The 20,649-nt window shown below is 71.5% G+C and carries 17 protein-coding genes; 1 reads left to right on the top strand and 16 read right to left on the bottom strand.

The genetic code is table 11. The features are described 5' to 3' along the window. The 9 genes from ACGFMK_RS34400 to ACGFMK_RS34360 form a co-directional block, all read right to left on the bottom strand. Positions 1-314: flavodoxin-dependent (E)-4-hydroxy-3-methylbut-2-enyl-diphosphate synthase (locus ACGFMK_RS34400; protein ID WP_392772252.1), on the bottom strand; the 314-nt coding region annotated here is incomplete at its 3' end. Continuing rightward, positions 311-2,587 (bottom strand): 1-deoxy-D-xylulose-5-phosphate synthase, encoded by a 2,277-nt coding sequence (locus ACGFMK_RS34395; RefSeq protein WP_392772250.1) that lies wholly within the window; start codon positions 2,585-2,587, stop codon positions 311-313. The genes ACGFMK_RS34395 and ACGFMK_RS34400, both read right to left, overlap by 4 nt. 5 nt (positions 2,588-2,592) lie before the next feature. After that, positions 2,593-3,633, bottom strand: coding sequence for a polyprenyl synthetase family protein (locus tag ACGFMK_RS34390; protein ID WP_392772247.1), 1,041 nt, complete (start codon positions 3,631-3,633; stop codon positions 2,593-2,595). Between the two features lie 38 nt (positions 3,634-3,671). Beyond that, a complete protein-coding gene (locus ACGFMK_RS34385; RefSeq protein WP_392772244.1) occupies positions 3,672-5,609 on the bottom strand; it encodes a KedN5 family methylcobalamin-dependent radical SAM C-methyltransferase in 1,938 nt (645 codons plus the stop codon). A gap of 48 nt (positions 5,610-5,657) precedes the next feature. Then, entirely contained in the window at positions 5,658-6,830 is a 1,173-nt protein-coding gene (locus ACGFMK_RS34380) for a cytochrome P450 (RefSeq protein WP_392772241.1), read from the bottom strand. A 10-nt stretch (positions 6,831-6,840) separates the two neighbouring features. Continuing rightward, entirely contained in the window at positions 6,841-7,650 is an 810-nt protein-coding gene (locus ACGFMK_RS34375; protein WP_392772238.1) for an alpha/beta fold hydrolase, read from the bottom strand. After that, positions 7,647-8,681: an acyl-CoA dehydrogenase family protein gene (locus ACGFMK_RS34370; protein ID WP_392772235.1), complete on the bottom strand. Its 1,035-nt coding sequence runs from the start codon at positions 8,679-8,681 to the stop codon at positions 7,647-7,649. The genes ACGFMK_RS34375 and ACGFMK_RS34370 overlap by 4 nt, the downstream gene beginning before the upstream one ends. Positions 8,682-8,719: 38 nt before the next feature. Further along, entirely contained in the window at positions 8,720-9,481 is a 762-nt protein-coding gene (locus tag ACGFMK_RS34365) for a methyltransferase (protein WP_392772232.1), read from the bottom strand. 157 nt (positions 9,482-9,638) lie between these two features. After that, positions 9,639-10,808, bottom strand: coding sequence for an FAD-dependent oxidoreductase (locus tag ACGFMK_RS34360; RefSeq protein WP_392772229.1), 1,170 nt, complete (start codon positions 10,806-10,808; stop codon positions 9,639-9,641). Between the two features lie 64 nt (positions 10,809-10,872). Here ACGFMK_RS34360 and ACGFMK_RS34355 point away from each other — a divergent pair, with 64 nt between their 5' ends. Further along, positions 10,873-11,847, top strand: coding sequence for a UbiA family prenyltransferase (locus ACGFMK_RS34355; RefSeq protein ID WP_392772226.1), 975 nt, complete (start codon positions 10,873-10,875; stop codon positions 11,845-11,847). Positions 11,848-11,854: 7 nt separating this feature from the next. Here the strand turns inward: ACGFMK_RS34355 and ACGFMK_RS34350 are convergent, their stop codons facing one another. The 7 genes from ACGFMK_RS34350 to ACGFMK_RS34320 are packed head-to-tail and all read right to left on the bottom strand — an operon-like array spanning position 11,855 to position 20,644. Further along, positions 11,855-12,685: a phytanoyl-CoA dioxygenase family protein gene (locus ACGFMK_RS34350; RefSeq protein WP_392772223.1), complete on the bottom strand. Its 831-nt coding sequence runs from the start codon at positions 12,683-12,685 to the stop codon at positions 11,855-11,857. Between the two features lie 42 nt (positions 12,686-12,727). Then, positions 12,728-13,915 (bottom strand): cytochrome P450, encoded by a 1,188-nt coding sequence (locus ACGFMK_RS34345; protein ID WP_392772221.1) that lies wholly within the window; start codon positions 13,913-13,915, stop codon positions 12,728-12,730. Between the two features lie 28 nt (positions 13,916-13,943). After that, positions 13,944-15,104: a macrolide family glycosyltransferase gene (locus ACGFMK_RS34340; protein WP_392772218.1), complete on the bottom strand. Its 1,161-nt coding sequence runs from the start codon at positions 15,102-15,104 to the stop codon at positions 13,944-13,946. Beyond that, a complete protein-coding gene (locus tag ACGFMK_RS34335) occupies positions 15,104-16,363 on the bottom strand; it encodes a cytochrome P450 (RefSeq protein ID WP_392772215.1) in 1,260 nt (419 codons plus the stop codon). Before ACGFMK_RS34335 ends, ACGFMK_RS34340 begins: the two co-directional genes overlap by 1 nt. After that, entirely contained in the window at positions 16,360-17,559 is a 1,200-nt protein-coding gene (locus tag ACGFMK_RS34330) for a cytochrome P450 (RefSeq protein WP_392772212.1), read from the bottom strand. Before ACGFMK_RS34330 ends, ACGFMK_RS34335 begins: the two co-directional genes overlap by 4 nt. Before the next feature lie 8 nt (positions 17,560-17,567). After that, positions 17,568-18,944: a cytochrome P450 gene (locus tag ACGFMK_RS34325; RefSeq protein ID WP_392772209.1), complete on the bottom strand. Its 1,377-nt coding sequence runs from the start codon at positions 18,942-18,944 to the stop codon at positions 17,568-17,570. Continuing rightward, positions 18,941-20,644 carry a prenyltransferase/squalene oxidase repeat-containing protein gene (locus tag ACGFMK_RS34320; protein ID WP_392772206.1) on the bottom strand — a complete coding sequence of 568 codons (1,704 nt, stop codon included), beginning with the start codon at positions 20,642-20,644 and terminating at the stop codon, positions 18,941-18,943. Before ACGFMK_RS34320 ends, ACGFMK_RS34325 begins: the two co-directional genes overlap by 4 nt. Positions 20,645-20,649 lie beyond the last annotated feature (5 nt).

The raw sequence follows: 20,649 nt of genomic DNA, 5'->3' as shown, positions 1-20,649 counted from the left end.
ATCGCGGCGAAAACGTACTTCGGCTGGAAGTGGATGTCGGCGATCACCGGGATCTGCGACTTGCGCGCGATCGCCGGCAACGCCTCGGCGTCATCAGCCGACGGGCACGCGACGCGGACGATGTCGCAGCCCGCGGCGGTCAGCTCGGCGATCTGCTGCAGCGTCGCGTTGACGTCGGAGGTGAGCGTCGTCGTCATCGACTGGACGGAGATCGGGAAGTCGCTGCCGACACCGACCGGACCCACACGCAGCTGGCGGGTCCGCCGCCGCCTGGCGAGGGTGGCGGGGGCGGGGATGCCGAGTCCCACCGTCATCGGACCGCTCCTCTCGGCTCGATGCCGCCCGGCACGCGTGACGGCACCGGAGCACTCAGCCGCGCGGCGAGGTCGGCGGCGATCGCGGCGGCGGTCAGCCCGCAGCCGGCGAGCACCTCGGAGCGGGTGCCGTGGGCCAGGAACCGGTGCGGGATCCCGAAGTCCACCAGCGGAGTCCCGATCCGGGCCGCGCGCATCTCCTGCGCGAGCAGCGAGCCGAACCCGCCGACCCGCAGGTTGTCCTCGACGGTGGCGACCAGCCGGAACCGAGGTGCCACGGTCAGCAGCAGGGGGTTGACCGGCCGGATCCACTGGGGATCCATCACCGTCACGCCGATGCCCCGCGCGTGCAGCAGTTCCGCCACCTCGAGGCACACCCCGGCCATCGCGCCGACCGAGACGAGCAGGAGATCGTCGCGGGGATCGGGCCGCAACACGTCCAGCCCGCCGTAGGAGAAGGCGGCGGGGAGGTCCGCGCCGGCCCGCCCCTTGGGGAAGCGGATCGCCGCCGGGCCGTCCACGGTGTTCAACGCCGTCCGCAGGGCGCTGCGCAGCGTCGCCGCGTCCCGTGGCGCCGCGACGCGCATCCGGGGTGCGATGTTCAGCAGCGAAAGGTCCCACATGCCGTTGTGGGAAGCGCCGTCGTCGCCGGTGACCCCGGCGCGGTCGAGCACGAAGACCACCGGGCAGGAGTGCAGCGACACGTCCATCAGCATCTGGTCGAAGGCCCGGTTGAGGAACGTGGAGTAGATCGCCACCACCGGGCGCATGCCCGCCATGGCCAGCCCGGCGGCCGCGGTCACCGCGTGCTGTTCGGCGATGCCGACGTCGATGACCCGGTCCGGGAACCGTTCGGCGAAGGCGGTGAGCCCGGTGGGGTCGCGCATCGCCGCCGTGATCGCGACGACGTCCCGGCGCTTCTCACCGAGCCGGACGAGTTCCGCCCCGAAGACCGACGTCCACGAACCCCCGCCGGCCGTGACCGGCACGCCGGTCGCCGGGTTCATCGGCCGGACCGCGTGGAACCGGTCCACGTCGTCGTCCTCCGCGGGCCGGTAGCCACGCCCCTTGCTGGTCAGGCAGTGGACGACCACCGGGCCGTCCTCGTCGCGGGCGCGACGCAGCGCCTCCTGCACCGCGCCGACGTCGTGACCGTCGACCGGGCCGACGTACCCCAGGCCCAGCGCGGTGAAGAACCCGCCGGGGTCACTCCCCCGCAGGTGCCGGGCGAGCCCGCCCACGGTCGGTGCGTACGACCGGCCGTTGTCGTTCAGGACCACGACGACCCGCCGGCGCTCGCCAGCGATCGAGTTCAACGCCTCCCAGGCCATGCCTCCGGTCAGCGAGCCGTCACCGGCGACGACGACCACCCGGCGGCCGGTGTCCCCCAGGAGCTGGTTCGCCGTGGACAACCCGTAGGCGTAGGACAGCCCGGTGGAGGCGTGCGAGTTCTCGATGACGTCGTGCGACGACTCGGCCCGCGACGGGTACCCGGACAGGCCGCCGCGCTGGCGCAGGGTGGCGAAGTCGCGCCAGCGCCCGGTCAGCATCTTGTGGGCGTAGGCCTGGTGACCCGTGTCCCAGAGGATCCGGTCGTCGGGCGATTCGAACACCCGGTGCAGGGCGAGCGTCAGCTCGACGACGCCCAGGCTCGGCCCGAGGTGACCTCCGGTGCGGGACACGAGATCGACCAGTGATCGCCTGATCTCGGCCGCCAGCTCGGTCAGCTCGGGTTCGGTCAGCCGCCGGACGTCCGCGGGCTCCCGAATCGAGGGCAACAGCCGCATCCCCTGGCCTTCCGGTGCGGGCTGGTCGGGCCCGACCGGGGTGACGTCCACGGCGACGTCGCGGAATCCGAGCTCGGCCAGCCGCTCGAGCACCTGCTGCACCAGGCTCTCCGGGGCGCCCGCGCCGGAGCTCAGGCCCACGGTGCGCACCCCGTCGAACCACGTCGCCCGCAGGTGCGCGGCGTCCGGCACCAGATGGCTCCGCGCTCCCTCCTGCCGCGCGACCTCGACCATCCGGCACGTGGTGCCGGAGCTCGCCGAGCCGGCCACCAGCACCAGCTCGCACCGCCGCGCGAGGGACCGGATACCGAGCTGCCGGTTCCGGTCGGCGGGCTTCGCCGTGTCGTCCACCGGGAGCACGGCCCGGGCAAGCACCTCGCCGCGGCTTTCCCCGGTCTCCTCGTGCTCGACGGCGGCACGGACCGCGGGAGGATCGGCGAGCACCACCTTTCCCTGGCGTGCCGCGGAGTTCTGGTCGGGGGCCACCGGTGTCACCGGTCCCGCTTGATCGCCGCTTCGGCGAACCCGCGCAGCCGGTCGAGGCTCGCCGAGGGCGGGAGCACCCGCAGCGCGTCGATCGCCTTCCGCGAGTAGTCCCGCGCCCGCTCGGTCGCCCCGGTGATGGCACCCGTCTTGTCCAGCAGGCCGAGCAGGATGTCCCGCCGGGTGGCCGGGTCACCCTTGCTGACGAGCACCTCGGTGATCGCCGCGCGGTCCTCCGGCGGCGACCCGTGGTAGGCCAGCAGCACCGGCAGCGTGAGCCGGCCGTTGCGGATGTCGCTCGTCGCCGGCTTGCCCATCACCGCGGTGTCGTTCGTGTAGGACATCACGTCGTCGTGGATCTGGAAGGCACAGCCGAGGTTTTCGGCGTAGACCCCGAGCGCGCGCACCAGGTTCTCCTCGCCGCCGGCCAGCAGCGCGCCGCACTCGCAGACCCCGCGGAACAGGGCCGCGGTCTTCAGCCGCACCATCGTGAGGTAGCCGTCGAGGTCGAAGTCCATCCGCTCGCACAGCTCCGCCTCGAGGCTCTGGCCCCGGCACAGGTCGATCCCGCACCGGGCGACCACGTCGAGGGCCGCCACGATCCGGTCGGGCCGCGCCCCGGTGGACCGGCATTCGGCCAGTGCCGCGAAGAGGTCGAAGATCAGCGCGTCGCCCGCGATGATCGCGTTGTCGGCGCCGAACTTGTGCTGGACCGACGGCCGGCCCCGGCGCAGCTCGTCGTCGTCGATGATGTCGTCGTGGACCAGGCTGGCGACGTGCCCGCTTTCCGCGCCGATCGCCGCGGGCAGCACCACCTTCGCGTCACCGCCGACCGCCAGCGCGGACTCGAGCAGCAGGATCGGCCGGAACAGCTTCCCGTTCGGCACCAGGGCGTGGGTGCACATGCTGGCCAGCAGGCTCGTCTCCGTCTGCCAGCGTTCCGCGAGCCGGTCGCCGACCTCGTCGGTGAGCGCGGTGGACCCGAGGCCCCGGCCGGGCTCCGGCCGCTGATCGCCTGCCGCCTGGTCCGTCGTCACCCGACGAGTCATGGTTTCCTCCCGGAGTACCGGCGAACCTTCCGGCCGCGTCACGATCCCGCCACCTGCCGTTCGAGACGACCCATGTAGTAGAGGATCTCCTCGTGGTTCGTGGAGGGAAGGAAGTTGTTGGCGCCGATCTTGTAGTAGATGGAGCTGACCGTTTCGGTGAGCGCTTGTTCGTACGGTTCGTCCCGCCGCAGCGCCAGCGTGAGCGCGGGCACGTCGAAGCCCTTCCACACGTCCCGCCAGACGTAGTACGCGACGCCGTCGATCTCGACCTTCGGCAGGGTTTCGTTGGCGTAGCGGGACGACGGCTCGTGTCCCGGCATGGTGTAGGCGGGCAGGGTCAGGAGATCGAACTCGAAGGCGGTGTCCACAAGGGAACGCACCTTCGGCGGCACGAGTGGTACCACCGTCTCGTGCCACCACCGCCGCAGCATGTCCTTGGCCTCGTCGTCGCCGTACAGCCGGGTGAGCACCGGGGCCAGCACGTCCGAGTCGGTGAACGAGTTGACCATGCCGTGGCGGAACGGTTCGGTGCCCGGGTGCGGATCGTGCTCGAACCAGTCCATCAGGGACCGGATCAGCGCGGACTGGGTGATCCCGGCGAGCGTGCGGAGCGGACCCCAGATGTGGCGGAAGACCGGGTTCTCGGCGACCAGCCGGGACACGAAGATGAACCGGTGCATGTACTGGTTGTCCTGGGGGGACATCGTGTCGTGGGACAGCAGGTACTCGAAGTCGTCCGTGTTGCCCCGCACCGTGATCAGGCCGAAGCGCTCCCGGTCGGTGTGGTAGGTGGTGTTCGGCAGGATCAGCATCGGGTAGACCGCGACCCGGGAGACGTGGTTGGCCAGCCGGTCGTACCCCTTCATGAACGACTCGGTCGTCTCGCCGGGCGCACCCCAGATCAGCTCCGCGTAGCAGTCGAGCCCTTCCTTGCCGAGCCACTCGGCCAGGCTCTCCCAGTCGTTGACCTTCATGTTCCGCCGGTTCATCAGGTCCAGCGTCGTGTCGTCCAGCGTCTGCAGCGCGAGCGTGAACGAGCTGTGCAGGCCGGCGTCCTTCATGGCCTTGACGATCTTGTAGAAGACCGCGGACTTGTTCTTCGCCCACGACGTCTCGATGCTCCTGGGATAGCCGTACTTTTCCCGGATCTCGATGACGTCCGCCACGAACTCGAGGTCGATCGGCATCATCCCGAAGTTCGCGTCGCACAGCACGAGCGTGTGCACCTTGTGCTGGGCGAAGAGCTCGAGCTCCTGGCGCAGCCGTTCCCGGGAGAACGCGCGGACCCGCTGGCCGACGGCGCCGCCCCAGTAGCAGAACGAGCACTTGTACGGGCACCCGCGGTTGGTCTCCAGCAGGGCGACGTCGTAGCGGAACTCGCCGTCCGCGCCCGTCAACGGGATCGCGCCGGTGAGGAACGGCGAGGGGATCTCGTCGAGGTCCTCGATCCTCGGCCGGTCCTTCGTGGTCACGACCTGGCCACTCTCGTCCCGGTAGGAGATCCCGTCGATGTCGCCGAGCGACCGCGGCGACACGCCGTCCAGCCGGGCGCGCAGCAGGTCGCGAAAGGTGAACTCACCCTCGCCGTTGACCACGACGTCCACGTAGGGATGCATGGCGAACACCCGGGAGGCCTGCTGCGAGACGTGGTTGCCGCCGAAGATCGCCCAGCCGTCCGGGTTGAGCTGCTTGAACGTCTCGGCCAGCGCGGCGAACTCCTGGTAGTTCCAGCCGAGCACGGAGAACGCCAGCACGTCGGGCGCGCCGTCGCGGCCGTCGCGGAACAGCTGGTTCGCCATCCCGAACAACGTGATGCCGCCGTCGAAGTTGTGGATCTGGACGTCCGTTTCGGCCGCGATGCGCTCGTCCGCGAGCGCGGTCGCCTTCAGATAGCCGGCGGCCAGCGGCATCGACTCGAGCGACATCGCCCAGATGCCCTGCTGCACCAGCCAGGTCTTCAGTGGCCGAGCTACCATCGTGGATTCCCCTTGCGCCGGATCTGTCGGATGGACCGGGTCGGCCGTTCACCAGGTGACGATCACCTCGGCGGGCCCCCGGTCCAGTGGCCCGGCCGTCCACGGGATCTCGGCGGCCGGGAGGGTCAACGCGAGGCCGGGGACCTGGCCGGCCAGGGCGCGGAGCCCGGCCGCCAGCGTCATCCGGGCGACGCTGGCGCCGAGGCACCGGTGCGGGCCGTGACCGAACCTCAGGTGGGTTCCCGGCGTTCTGGCCGGGTCGAACCGGTCGGGATCCGGGAACGCCCGCGGGTCCCGGTTGGCCCCCTCCAGGCGGACGATCACCATGTCCCCCGCCGCGATGGTGTGACCGGCGAGCTCGACGTCCGCGCGGGCCCAGCGCGGGAAGGCCTCACCGCTGATCCCGGCCTGGTGCCGCAGTATCTCCTCGACGGCCCGGTCGATCAGCTGCTCGTCGTCGAGCCGGCCCAGTCCGCCCCCGAGCTCCAGGAGCTTGACGACACCGATGGCCAACGAGTTCACCGTGGTCACCTGGCCGCCCGCGAGCACGGCGGCGGCCGCCTGCACCAGCTCGCGGTCGTTGAACCTGCCGTCGTCCGCGTCGTGCACCGTGATCAGGGCGCTGAGCAGGTCGTCCCCCGGCACCGCCCGTTTGGCCTCGACCAGCTCGGTGAGGAACTGGAACAGCTCGCCCAGCCCCTGCATCACGTCTTCGGCGTTTTCGGCGTCATCGATGACGACCACCGACATCAGGTCGGCCCACCGGTAGAACCGCTCCCGGTCGTCCACCGGCACCCCGAGCAGCGTCGTGATCACCGCCAGGGTCAGCGGCCGGCACAGCATCGAGACCAGGTCGGCGGGCGGCCCGGCCCGGCGCATCGCGGCGACGAGCTCGCCGGCCAGCTCGTCGACGGCCGGGCGCAGGTTCGCGATCTCCCGCTGTCCGAGGCCACGTCCGATGATCCGGCGCAACCGCGCGTGGTGCTCACCGTCGCACATCAGCGACTCGGTGTTCACCACTTCGTCCTCACGGGTGATCGCGAAGCGGCGGTCGGACAGCACCCGCTGTGCCTCCGCCGCGCCGATCACGACCCACGCCGGTGTGCCCGCCGCGGTGGTGGTGCGGAAGACCGGCGACCCGCGACGCAGGTCGGCGTACGCCGGTGGTGGTGCCAGCTCGGAAACTCGTTCGAACGGCAGCGTGAACGACTGGACATCCATGGTTTCCTCGTCACCCCCGGCCGGACACGCCGTCGAGAAATCGGCGCACCGTCTCGTTGAACCGGTCCGGTTCCTCCATGTTGACCATGTGCCCGGTCCCGGGGAACACTTCCAGCTTCGCGTTGGGCACGGTGGACACGACCCGCTCGATCATCTGCAGGACGTCGGCGCAGTCGAGCTCGCCGGCGATGCCGAGCAGCGGAGTGTCCACATCGGACAACCGGTTCCAGGTGTCTTCGGCTTTGCCAGGCAGCACCGGGTCCGGCCTTGCGTGCTGGGTGGCGGTGTGGACCGCCATCTCGCGGCACCGCTCCCGGACGGCCGGATCGACCTGATCCGGCTCCCGGGCCGGGCCGTCCACCCAGAGGCGCAGGAACATCTCGATGTACCCCTCGGTGTCCTGGCGGAACGCGTGGTCCATCTGGCGTTTCAACAGGTCGACCACGAACGGGCTCTGCCAGTACTGCTCCGACGTGCCGCAGCCGCTGATCACCACCCCGTCGACCCGGTCCGGGTGGTCCAGGGCGGTGTCGAGCGCGCTCGTGCCGCCCATCGCCTGCCCCACCAGGAGGGCCGACGGCAGTTCGAGGTGGTCGAGCAGCGCGGTGACGTCGTCGCCGCGCCGGTACGGGGTCATCGGGGTGGACGACTCGCCGTGGCCGCGCGCGTCGAGGGAGAGCACCCGGTACCCGTCGAACGCGTTCAGCTGGCCTTCCCAGACCCGCCGGTCGAGGGTCCCGTCGTGCAGGAACAGGACCGGCGGGCCGGCACCGACGTCGTCGTAGGCGAGGTACCCGCCGGGGTACGCGGCGCGGTTCACGCCGCCCCTCCCGGTGTGCCCAGCAACCCGAGCAGGGCCGTGCGCACCTCGGGCCTGCTGGCCACGACCATGGTGAACAGGGACTCCCTGGCCAGCCGCTGCGCGTCGTGCGTGAGCAGGAGGGCCCGCCCGCCCTCGGCGGCCACGAAGGTGGTGCACGCCCGGACCGCCATCGCGGAGCAGGCGGCCCGCAGCGCGGGCATGGCGGGCGGATCGGCCAGCGCCGCGTCGAACCTGGTGCGCAGGTGCGCGGCCTCGGTCCGGAACTGCCCGGCCAGGTCCGCCCGGCCGGCCGCGTCCAGTCCCGCCGCCGCGCGGTGGACCAGTCCCAGTGCGAGCGAGCTGTCGACCCGGAGCCCGATCGCCAGGCCGCCCAGGTACTCCTCGCGGTTGACCCGGGTGGTCACCATTTCGTCGGCCAGCCGAAGGTCCTCGAACACGAGCCGCACGGTGTTGCTCGCCTGTGCGGCAACGAGGTTGAGCGGGTGGACCTCCGTGATGCCGTCACCCGGGCGCGCGTCGATGAGCCCGCTGACGACGTCGCCGCTCTCCTCGTGGAACGCCGAGACGTGCAGCACGTCGACGATGCCCCAGCCGCTGACGAACGCCACGTCGCCGGAGATCCGCCAGCCGTCGCCGTCCCGGGTCGCCCGCACCCTGGGCGGCACGGGGATGACGCCGGAGAACGCGCCGCCGCCGCGCACCTGCCCGCGCACCGCGCGGTCCAGGTACTTCTCGCGCAGGGCCGCGTTCTGGGTCATCGCCAGGCCCATCACCACACCGTGGTGCTGGAGCCAGGTGAACGCGGTGGTGAGGCAGGCGCTCGCCAGCGTCTCCACGGCCTGGAGGAAGACCGGGAAGTCGACGCCGGCGCCGCCGAACTCGGCCGGTGCGATGAGGCCGTAGAAGCCGTCCTCGGCGAGCCGCGCGAAGTGGCTGTCCGGGATCTTCCCGGTGCGGTCGACCTCGCTCGCGGCGGGCGAGAGCACCTCGTCGGCGATCCTGAGTGCTTTCTGGAGCATGTCGGTCATGCGGAACGGCTCCCTTTCGTCGTGACCGCCAACCTCGGTCACCGCGATCGCAGCGGCGTCAGCTCGAGCAGGTGCAGGTGCCATTCGGCGTCCGGGTCGTCCGCGCCCGCCACCAGGTCACCGGGAAACGCGTCGGCGAGGGCCTCGGGGATCTCGGTCAGCTCGATCCTCTTGAGCACGCGCAGCTCGTACCCGATGTCGTCGGCCAGGTCCCGCACCAGCGTGGGATTCCCCAGCGCCTCGCCGAACCAGAGGTAGACCCGGCCGTCGGGGGTGAGCAGGTCGAGCGCGTCGTGGAAGAAGCGCCGCAGCTTCGCGTACGCCGGGTCGAACATCGTCTCGTGCCAGATCGACGAGTCGACGACGTCCTCGGGTGCGTTGAGGAACGGCGGGTTCCAGTAGATCCCGTCGAACCGCTCGCCCGGCGCCACCGCCGAGTACAGGTCGCTCACCCGCGCGGTCACCCGGTCGGCCACCCCGTGGCGTCCGGCGTTCAGCTCCGTGTTGCGCACCGCGGCGGGGTTGATGTCGAGGCCGACCACCCGCTCCACGCCGGAGAGCGCCGCGAGCACCGACATGATGCCGGTACCGCACCCCATCTCCAGGAACGACGACATCTCCATGAACGGGATGAGGTCGGCGAACAGCTCGCCACCGGGAGAATAAGCCGGTGGCCACACGTCGTCCAGCAGATCCCAGTCACGACCGAGCAACTCGAACACGGCCGGTCTGGTCTCGTCCGAATGATATCTGTCGATGATGTTCTGGCCGATGAGCAGCTCGAAATCTCGCGCTTCCATGCCACTCCGTTCCGCACGTCGACACTTTTCACACCGCGCCGGAAATAATTTGACGGGCGGGAGGACCATCCGCATTTCGTGAATGCATTCAAACAGCGCTCATACGGCAGCGCAACATCGTCCGCCGAACGCCTGGCCGTGGTGACCGGCACCGGACTCAGCCGGCCCGTGGCGGCGACCACTCGACCATCGCGTCCATCGATCGGCGGGAGACCGCCTCGGGCAGGAACCCGCCGAGCCAGGTGCCCCCGTCACGGGCCGCCACCGCCACCGGCGAGGACGACTCGGCGAACCGGCCCATCCAGCGCGACAGCACGCTCAACCGCGACGTGCGCGACCGGCGGCTGCCGTCGTAGACGGCGAGACCCGAGCGCAGTCCCGGCCAGGAACGCGCGTCCGCCACCGCGTGCGCGAGCTCGACGGCGTCCTCCAGCGCCAGGTTGGCGGACCCGACGTTCGGCGTCATCGCGTGTGCCGCGTCCCCCACCAGAACCACCCGTCCGTCGAAGAAGCTGTCCACGGGACGGACGAGCTCCTCGATCTTGTCGAAGTACAGCTCCTCCGCGGACATCCGCCGCATCAGCTGGGGAACCGGGTCGTGCCACCGGCCGAACAGCGGTTCCGGCCCTCCTCCGGTCCCGGTCCGCCGCCGCGGCCCGGTCAGCTTGGCCAGTGCGGAGAAGTGCACCCGGTCGCCGGGCAGCGGCAGAACGGACAGGCGCAGCCCGGCGCCCCAGGTCTCGGCCGCGGACAGCGCCAGCCCGGCGGCCGGCACCACGCACCGCCAGCTCACCGAGCCGGTGTCGCGCAGCCCCGGGTGCCCGGGGTGCATCGCGGTGCGGAAGGCGGACCGGATGCCGTCGGCGGCGACGACCACGTCCGACTCCAGCACCTCGCCGCCCAGCCGGACCAGTGCCGATGACCGGCCGTCCTGGGCGGCGACCGGCAGGGCGGCCTCGTCGTAGTGGACCGTCCCGGCCGGGAGGGCGGCGTTCAGCAGGTCGACGAGGTCGAGCCGCAGCAACGCGCGGATCGGCTCGCCGTACCGCTCCTCGACGAACCGCAGTCCGCTCCTGGCGATCCACCGCCCGCTCGGTGCCCGCACCCCGCCTTCGCGCTGGACCACCGAGCGGGCGCGCACCGCGTCACCGACGCCGATCGCGTCCAGTGCCCGCATGCCGTTCGGGGTGAGGCCGATGCCGCCGCCGGTCGTGCGCAGCCCGGGGCTGCGTTCGAACACCCGCACCGACCAGCCCGCGCCCGCCAGCGCGACGGCCGTCGCCAGACCCGCGATCCCGCCGCCCACGATGTGTGCGGTGCGTGTCATGAGACCCTCCGTTCATTCGCGCGGAATTCCCCGACAATATCCACCATTGCTATCGTCCGGAATCATGCACGGGACCTCCCGAATCAAGGCCACATTCCTGACCCACCTCGAGGCGTGCCGTCCGGACACCGTGTTCTACGCGGGACTGGTCGGCTTGAGCGGCGCGATTCTCACCAGGCCGGACGCCGATTCCGGACGGCTCTTCCTGGCCTGGCTCGTGCCCACGCTCGCCTGGATCGCCTCCCTTTACGGCGGCGACTATTTCGACCGGGAATTGGACGCGCTGGCGAAACCGCACCGGCCGGTCCCCTCCGGGCGGATGAAGGCCGGCACGGCGCGGAACCTGATGGTGCTCCTCATCGGCGCCGGCACGGTGCTCGCCGTCCTGCTCAACCCGCTGACCGTGCTGCTCGCGATCCCCGCGGCGGTGTTCGGCATCGCCTACGCCGGCTGGCTCAAGGGAAAGGGGCTCTGGGGAAACGTCGCCCGGGGCCTGCCGACCGCGATGACCGTCCTCTTCGGCTCGATGGCCGTGCAGACGCTGCCCACCCTCGAGCTGGTGCCCCTGGCCGCGATGTTCTGGGTCCACGACTCCGGCTCGAACCTCCTGGGCGCGCTGTGCGACCGGGACAGCGACCGCCGGGGCGGGTACCTCACCTACCCGGTCGTGCGCGGCGACGACGCCACCGTCCGCGGGCTGCTCGGTTTCTACGCCGGCTGGCTTCTCCTCGCGGCAACGTGGCCGCTGTACGCCGGGCCCGTCGACCGCCTGATCTACTACACCGCGCTGCTCGTGATCGGCACCCTCGGCGGGGTGGCGGTGCTCGACGTCGCGCGCGCACCGCGCCCCATCGCCCGGGAGGTGGGCCTGCGCGCCCACGAGCTGGTGGTCGTGGAACGGATCGTCCTGGGGTGCTTCCTCGTCGCCGCGGCCGGGCGGGTGGAGCTCGCCCTGGCCGTCGGCGCTCCCTCGGTGACCCTCACCATCCTGGCCCGCCGCCTGATGCGCCGCCGGTACGAGCCGTCCACCCAGCGGTGAACGGCACCTAGACGTTCTTCAACGCGTTGCGCGGGTGGCCGCCCTTGTAGAGGCCGAGGACCAGCTCGTGCGAGTAGCCGAGCAGCTCCTGCAGCTCGGGCTGCAGCTCCGCCGCCTTCGCGGGCGGGACGCTGAGGGTGCCGTTCTCCACCTGACGCAGCCACGCGACCTGGAAGCCCATCGAGAAGATCTGCCGGACGTCGGACTCGGTGGTGTTCGCGCCGCCGGCGTGGAACAGGTCCGCGCGGAACAGCAGCGCGTCACCCTTGCTCATCTCGGCCTGCACCGCCTCGCTCCAGTCCGGCGCCGGCGCGGTCGGCGGCCCGCCGTGGCTGTCGAGCACCACCCACGTCGCGCCGTTGGCGGCCGTGAAGTCGTCCATCGCCGCCATCACCGTGAGCGCGACGGGGTTCTCCCCCGCTGGGACGTGCCGCCACGAGAAGGTGTCGCAGTGCAGCTCCTGGCGGAACGCACCCGGCTCCCGGGCCATGTACTCGGCGATGGTGAGCAGGATCGTGTCCGACAACGGGCTCAGTACCCGGCGCGCGCAGCCCACGAGGTCCTTCTGCAGCACCATGTCCGGCGCGGCGGGAATGACCCCCACCAGTCCGTGCAGGGTCGAGGTGGTGTCTCCCTGGAAGCCGCCGAGCACCGAGTTCGCCGCGTACTCCGCCTCCTCCGGGTTCTCCGCCAGGTGGGCACGGACCTGGGACAGGAACGTGTCGCACTGCTCGGTCGAATAAGCCGCGGACAGGATCGCGGCGCCGCGGTCGCGGACCGCGGCGTCCAGCGCCGCCTCGTCGTACGGCCTGGTGAAACGGGGAACGGTCTTTTCCATGCTCAGGCACCTTTCGGCTCGATCTGTTCTCTTGTCCGCTGGTCACCAGTCGACGGGCAGCCGCTCGATGCTCACGTCCATGGCGTCCGCCCGCCAGACCACCTCGTGCGGCGGGCCGGCCGGCCGCAGGCCCGGTATCCGGTCCAGCAGGGTGCCGAGGCCGACGGCCAGCTCCATCCGGGCGAGTGCGGCGCCGAGGCAGTGGTGGATCCCGTGTCCGAAGGCCAGGTGCGGGCTGCGCGTGGCCGACGCGATCCCGTCGGGGTCCGCGAACTCCGCGGGATCCCGGTTGGCTCCGGCCCGGGACGCGATCACCGTTTCGCCCGTCTTGATCCGCACGCCGCAGATGTCCACATCGGACTGGGCGATCCGCTGGATCCCCACCTCTTCGTCCTGCAGGCGGAGCAGTTCCTCCACCACCGCTTCGATCTCCAGCTCACCGGCACGCAGGCCGCGCAGCACCGGCGGGTTTTCGAACAGCCGCAGCAGACCGTGCGAGATCGCGGCGGCGGTCGTGATGTAGCCGGCCATCAGCAGGCCCATCGCCATCGACGCGAGCTCCAGCCGCTCCAGCCCGTCCGGCTCGCCGGACCGGCGCGCCAGGTCGCTGAGCAGGTCGTCGCCGTCGGGTTTCGACGCCACGAGCCGGACGACGAACTGCTGAAGGTCGGTGAACGCCGTGGCGACGTCGCCGCCCGAAGCCACGCCCGCGCCCAGCACGATGTCCGCCCAGCCGCGGAAGCGGTCCCGGTCGACGGCGGGAACGCCCAGCAGTTCCGAGATGATCGCGATCGGCAGCGGGTAGGCGAACACCTCCTGGAGGTCGGCGACCGGCCCGTTGGCGAGCATCGCGTCGACCAGGCCGGCGGAGATCGCCTGCGCGCGTTCCCGCAGGTTGGCGATCCGGCGCGAGGTGAACGCCCTGGCCACGCTGCGGCGCAGCCTGGTGTGGTCCGGCGGGTCCTTCAGGAACATGAACCCGGCCGCGAGGTTGTTCTCGTCCACGGCGGGCATGACGCCCGGGTACTGGGTGCCGAACGCCGGGTGCCCCAGCACCGTCCGCACGTCCTGGTACCGGGTCACGAGCCACGCCTCGCCACCCCCGGCCGTGGTCACCTTGTGGATCGGGGCCGCGGCGCGCAGCCGCGCCAGCTCGGGCGAGGGCTCGATGACCGAGTCACGCGCGAACGGGTAGCCGGTCAGCGGCGTCGTCAGTTGGTCCTGCGACACGACGTTTCCCTTCCTGTGGTCGGGCTCTTCAGGGACAGGCGGCTTCGACGGCGTCGGCGAACTCCCCGCCGCCACGGCCGCCCCGCAGCTTCCGCCGGAACTCCGCGAGCCGTTCCGCCATCGCCGTGTCGTGGGCGACCTGCTTGATCAGGTCGGCCACCTCGGCCGCGGTGAACGGCTCACGCAGCCGCACGCCGAGCTCGAGGGCCTCGACCCGGTCCGCGACGGCGTGCTGCTCGCCGATCTGCGGCGCGACGAGCACCGGGACGCCCTGCGCGAGCGCCTCGATCGTGCTCGTCAGGCCGCCGTGGGAGATCGCGACCGACGCGTGGCGCAGGCTGTCGATCATCGGCAGGCTGCGGCGCAGCAGCACCCGGTCCGAGACCGGCCCGACGTCCGCCGGCGTGACCTTGTCCCCCAGTGCCGCCGCGGCGTGCCAGCCGAGCCGCTCGACACCCTCGAGGCAGGTCCGGAAGAAGCCGATCTTCTCGTTGAAGACCGTGCCGAGCGAAACCACCGCAAGCGGCTGGGAAGCACGCAGCCAGCCGAGCTCCGCCGACTCCTCGGCCGGGCGGATGCACGGGGTGATGAACGTGAACCGGGAGTCGAACGTCTCCCCGCGTGGCTGCATCTCGCGCGGAAACAGCGCGATGTTGCGGTCGGCCTCGTTGTCGAAGAACTGCTCCGGCCGCACCTCCGGCACCCCTGTCTCGGCCAGGAACTCCGTCACCGCACCGAAGAACTCCGCCATCGACTCCTCGGTGTCCGGACGGGACTCGTAGTCCTGGTGCAGCGAGAACTCGGAGTTCGACGCGAACACCGGCCAGGTGCGGACCAGCGGGATGCCGAAGGCCTGGCCGAGCAGCCAGCCCGACGTGGCCAGCACGTCGGAGACGATGACGTCGGGCCGCTCCTCGCGCACCAGCTTTTCGAGCACCGCGTAGGACGTCCTCGTCTCCTCGAGCATGAGCGACAGCACGTTCCCCATGTCGGCGAGCTCGGCCCGCGCGGAGTCCATCGGGGACTCGTACGGCACGACGTCCACGGACCGGCCGACCTCCTGGGCGAACCCGGTCGCCGCCACGCAGCGCACCCGGTGCCCGCGCGCGGCCAGCTCGGTGAGCCCCGCCATCACGGGGTAGATGTGCCCCCAGGCCGGAATCGACGCGAACAGCACGTACTTCCCCATCACACCCGCCCGTTCCTCGTGGCCACGCCGACCGTCATCCGTTCCGGGAACCGGTCGCCGAGCATGTTCACCTTCCACGGCACGGCCTTCCAGTCCTCCAGCATGCGGAAATCCCGGTCGCACTCGACCAGTGCGTCGAGGGCGACCTGCAGTTCCAGCCGCGCCAGGTTCGCGCCGACGCAGCGGTGGATCCCGAACCCGAACGCGAGGTGGCGGGCCGGTCCCGGCCGCCGCGGGTCGAACGTGTCGGGACGCTCGAACAGCTCGTCGTCCCGGTTGGCCGCCACCAGCGGCGCGACCACCGTGTCGCCCTTGCGGATCGTGCGGTCGCCGAGCCGGACGTCGGTCGTGGCGAACCGCGGCATCGACTCGCCGTTGTCCCCGGACTGGATCCGCAGGACCTCCTCGACGAAACCCTTGCGCAGCCCCGGATCGCCGGGCGGCTCGGCGCGCAGCTCGCCGAGCCACCCGAACTCCAGCAGGTAGCGCACGGCGACGGCGATCGCGTTGGCCGTGCTGACGTACCCGGCCACGGGCAGGCCGAGCACCATCGTGGCCAGCTCGACGTCGTCGACCGCACCGTCGTCCTCCTGCGCCCGGATCATGTGCGCGAGCAGGTCGCCGCCGTCCCGGCCGCCCGTGCGGCGGCGCTGCGCGATCAGGTCGCGCACGTAGTCGTTCAGCTGTTTCCAGCCCTCGAGCGCCACCACGCCCTGTGCCTCGGACAGCGGCACGAGCAGCTGGTCGGACAGCCGCTGGAACATCCCGCGGTCCGGCTCCGGCACCCCGACGACCTCGGCGATGACGTTCATCGTCAGCGGTTTCGCGAAGTCCGCCATGACGTCCGCCTGCCCGCTCGGGGCGCCCATGGCCTCGAGCAGGGCGTCGGCCTTGCGCCGGATCGCGTCGCGGTACCGTCCGACGTACCCGACCGCGAACGGGCCGGCGACCAGGCCGCGCAGCCGGGTGTGCTCCGGCGGGTCCTGGAAGATCGACTCGTTCGCCTCGGCCGTGCCGCTGCCCCGGCCGGGGTCGATCGGCGACACGCTGAACTCCTGGCCGCCCAGCACCCTGCGGATGTCGCCGTAGCGGCTGACCAGCCAGACGCCGGCGCCGTCCGCGGTCGTGGCCCGCGAGACCGGGCAGGTCGCGCGCAGCTCACGCCAGTCCAGCCCGTCGATGTCCGTCGGCCGGAACCGCTCCACCGGCGGCGGCTCCCGTGAGGTGACCGCGGCACCGGGACCTTCTGGTGATGTCACGGCTTCTTCCCTCCCTCTTCGGTCAGCATCAGCCGTGCCGGGCCACGCATGAGCGTGCCGGCCTTCCAGGTGATCCCGGACTCGTCCGGGACGAGCCGCAGCCCGGGCGCGGCGGCGGTCAGGACCTCCAGTGCCACCCGCAGTTCCAGCCGCGCGAGCGGGGCGCCGAGGCAGAAGTGCGCACCGAGCCCGAAGCCGAGGTGGGGGTTGGGGGCGCGGGCGAGGTCCAGCCGGTCCGGATCGGCGAAGACGCGGGGGTCGCGGTTGGCGATCACGGACGCGGCGACCACGGGCGACCCGGCCTCGACGAGGACGCCGCTCAATTCGACGTCCTCAAGGGCGTACCGCGGCGTCGTGCCGTTCGCCTCCAGCGGCACGTACCGCATCAGCTCCTCGACCGCCGTCGGGACGAGGGACGGATCGGCCACCAGGGCGCGGAACCGCGAGAGGTCGTCCAGCAGCACGTACACGAAGTTCGGCAGCTGGGTGGACGTGGTCTCGTAGCCCGCGACGAGGATGGTCATCACGACGATCACCAGCTCGTCGTCGGTCACCGTGCCGGACTCCCCCTGGACTGCCAGCATGGCCGAGATCAGGTCGTCCTGCGGCCGTTCGCGCCGCTTCGCCAGCAGTCCCGCGACGTAGTCCCACATCTGCCCGGTCGCGGCCCAGCGCTCGTCCTCGGAGATGGACGTGGTCGCGAGGCCGGCCTCGGCCCAGTGCCGGAACTGCTCGCGTTCCTCGTAGGGCACGCCCAGCAGGTCGCAGATCACCTTCAGCGTGAACGGCAGCGCGAAGTCCTCGACCCCGTCGAACGCCTCCTCCGCGAGCGCGTCCTTGACCAGCTCCGTGGCGATCGCGGTGGCGCGTTCGCGCAGCCGGGCCACGGTCCGGGCGGTGAACGCGTGCCGGCACACCGAACGGACCCTCGTGTGCTCCGGCGGGTCCATCGCGACGATCCCACCGCTGAAGTTCTCCTCGGTGACGCGGGGGACGTCCCGCTCGAGCGAGGCGGCGCGGGAGAACCGCGGATCCGTGAGGACCGTGCGGACGTCGGTGTACCGGGTGACCAGCCACGCCTCTTCGCCGTAGGGGAACCGGACCCGGCTCACCGGTTCCTGCTGCTGCAACCGGGAGTACTCCGGTTCCAGGTCCAGACGGGGCGTCCGCGGGAACGGAAACGACCGGACCGGCATGTCCCACCTCACCTTCGCTCCGGTGACGGGGCCGTCAGCCGGTTGTGCACCACGACCACCTCCGCGCCGCGCCGGGGAACCAGCATCGGTCCCTTCGGGACCACCCGTTCCGGCGCCGGCCGGCGCACACCCAGCCGGACGTGGCGCAGGATCGTGCTGATGACGGTGCGCATCTCGACGATCGCCAGCGACGCGCCGAGGCACCGGTGGTTCCCGCCGCCGAACGGCAGGAAGTGCGCGCTCGGTGGTTCGGTGGGGTGGAACCGCTCGATCGAGTAGGTCTCGGGGTCCTCGTGCAGGTCCTCGGACAGGTGCAGCAGGCCCAGCGAGACCGCGAACATGGTCCCCGCCGGGAAGACGTAGCCGTCCGACTCCCACGGGCCGACGGCGATCCGGCCGATGTCCAGCGTCGTCGGCCGGACGCGGATCGACTCGTGGATCGCGGCGTCGAGCACCTTCCAGTCCTCGTCCCGGACGGCGTCCCGCACCTGCGCGAGGGCGCCCGGCGTGCGGAGCACCCGCTCGAAGAACCAGGCCAGCTGCGTGGCCGCCGTCTCCTGCCCGACCGCCAGCAGCGTGACCAGGTGGTCGCGCACCTCCCGGTCGGTGGCCGGGACCCGGTCCTGCCCGGCCAGCAGGTGTGACAGCACGTCGGGACCGCGGCCGCCCGGGTTGGCGGCCAGAGCGGCCCGGCGTTCCCGGATCTCCGCGAAGATGATTTCGTCGACCTCGCGCAGGATCCGCTGGAAGGCCACCCACGGACCGAACCCGCCGAACGAGCGGCGCATCGCCGGCAGCAGGATGATCAGCGGGTTGAGGTCCAGCAGCCGCGGCACCAGCACCCGCAGCCGGTCCAGCCGGGCGGAGTCGGTGATCCCGAACACCGCCCGGATCATCACCTCGATGGTCACCCGCTGGAAGCAGTCGAGCAGCCGGACCGTCGAGCCTTCCGGCCAGCGCCGGACCTCCTGCTCCACGATGGACACCATCACCTCGACGTAGGCCGCGACGTTTTCGCCGTGGAGCGGCCGCATCAGCGCCCGGCGCCGATCGGTGTGCGCCGCCCCGTCGGACATCAGCAACGAGTGCTCGCCGACCACGAACCGGATGGACTCGTTGGCGGCCGCCGCGTCGAAGTTGCCCGCGTCGTCCCGCAGGATGCGGCGGATGCCCTCCGGGGTACTGATGTAGACGACGGTGCCGAAGCCCAGGATCCGCGTGGTGAACAGCGGCCCGTACCGCCGCAGGCAGACCTTGCCGAACCGCGCGGGGGCCGCCGCCCACAGCACGGTCTGGAGCAGCGCCGGCAGCCGCGGACCGGGCGGCAAACCCGGTCCACCCGGCCGCACCGCCGACCGGAACCACCGCGCCGGTACGGCGGTCACCGGTCCTCCCCGCGGCCGGTCATCAGCTTCAGCCACCGGCCGAGGGCGCGCAGCGCGAAAGTGTGGGCGATCAGGTCGTCGGTGTAGCACAGGTCGTCGAAGTACAACCCGACGTTGCTCGGGCGCCACGTGCCCCGGTCGTCCTGACGGTCCACCAGCCATTCCACGGCTCGCAGGATGGCCCCGGCGCGGGGGTCCTCACCACCCTTGAGCAACGCGAACAGCGCCCACGCCGTCTCCTCCGCCGTGCTGCCCTCCGGTGGCAGTTCGTGCCGCAGCGGCCAGCCGCCGTCCGCCGCCTGGTTGGCCAGCAGCCACTTCCTGGCCGCCCCGGCCTCCGGCGTGCCGCCTCGCCCGCAGTCCGTCAGCACCTCGAGCAGGCGGGACGTGCCGTGGGTGTTGTCCCGGAACCACACCGACGCGATGGCGCCGTCGGCTTCCTGGTGCTCGGCCAGGTAGCCCAGTCCCCTGGCGATCGCCCCCGCCGAGCTCGGGACACCGAACCGCCGCAGCGCCATGATGACGTGGGCGGTCACGCCGGGGCACGGCCGGTCGTTCATGATGGTGGTGTTCCGGACCCATTCCGACCACGAACCGTCCCGGTTCTGCATGGTCAGCAGCCAGTGGATGCCGAGCTGGACGGCCGGGTGGGAGCGCGGCACGCCGAGGTCGGCGAGCACGCCGAGCACCACGGCGGTGTCCTCGGACTCCGGCCAGCCGGAGGGGTTGGCCCACCCCCAGCCCCCGGCCGGGATGTCGAACTGGCTGAACGGCTTGTTCCACTGGTTGCGCAGCAACCACTCCCGGGTGCCCCGCAACAGCGGTTCGCCCGCAACCTCCTGGAACTCGCCCAGCGCCATGACCGAGTAGGCGGTGACGGAGATCTCCAGGTCCCGGTCGATGGCCCACGACCCGTCCGCACGCTGGGTTTCCAGCAGGTAGCGCAGGGAGGCGAGCTGCAGGTCCGTCCCGACCCCGGCCTCCCGCAGCCCGAGGTAGACGAACCCGGCGATCATGGGGCACTCCTCGATACCGCCGTTGGTGCCGGAGATCTCCCTCAGCCAGTCCAGGGCCCGCGGTTCGGCGATCCGGCCGAGAAGCCGCCGCGCCAGGCCGCGGTTGATCGTCCGGCTCTGCATGACGCCGAGCGCGAGGATGGCGGGCAGCGCGATCGACACCTTGTTGCGCCAGCGCCGCGGCACGAGGATCGCCTCCACGGGCATGTCGGGCTGCTGGTCGAAGTCCCGCAGCCCGGTGAGCGCCCAGATCGTCGGCAGTGCCGCCGGCCACGTCTTCGGCGCCTCGCCGGTGAGGCCGGGGATGACGTTCATCCCGTCGTTCTCGTCGATGAACGTCCGAGCCCGTTCGATGGCGTCGTGGGAGCTCTCGCGGTCCGTCTCGTGCAACGCGGCGAGCCCGAACGCGGTCATGCCCGGGCTGCTGGGCCATTCGGCGTCCGCCATGGCCCAGCCCCCGTCGTCGCGCTGGTTCGCCCGCAGCCACCGCACCGCGGACTCGACGCGCTCCCGGTGGGCCTGGGGATCGGCGCGGTTGAGGGAAAGCAGGCCGAGCGCGGTGGCGATCGTCGACGACGAGAGCCGGTCCACCCAGGACCCGTCCTCCCGCTGCCGGTCGTACAGGTGGGTGATCGCGCGTTCGGCGGCCTTCTCCGCCCGCGTCCGAAGCTGATCGAGGTTCACTGCCC

The organism is Amycolatopsis sp. NPDC049252 (assembly GCF_043197175.1).
Classification (GTDB): domain Bacteria; phylum Actinomycetota; class Actinomycetes; order Mycobacteriales; family Pseudonocardiaceae; genus Amycolatopsis.
The sequence above is the reverse complement of the archived record's forward strand: the minus strand, read 5'-3'. Positions and strand labels throughout refer to the sequence as shown.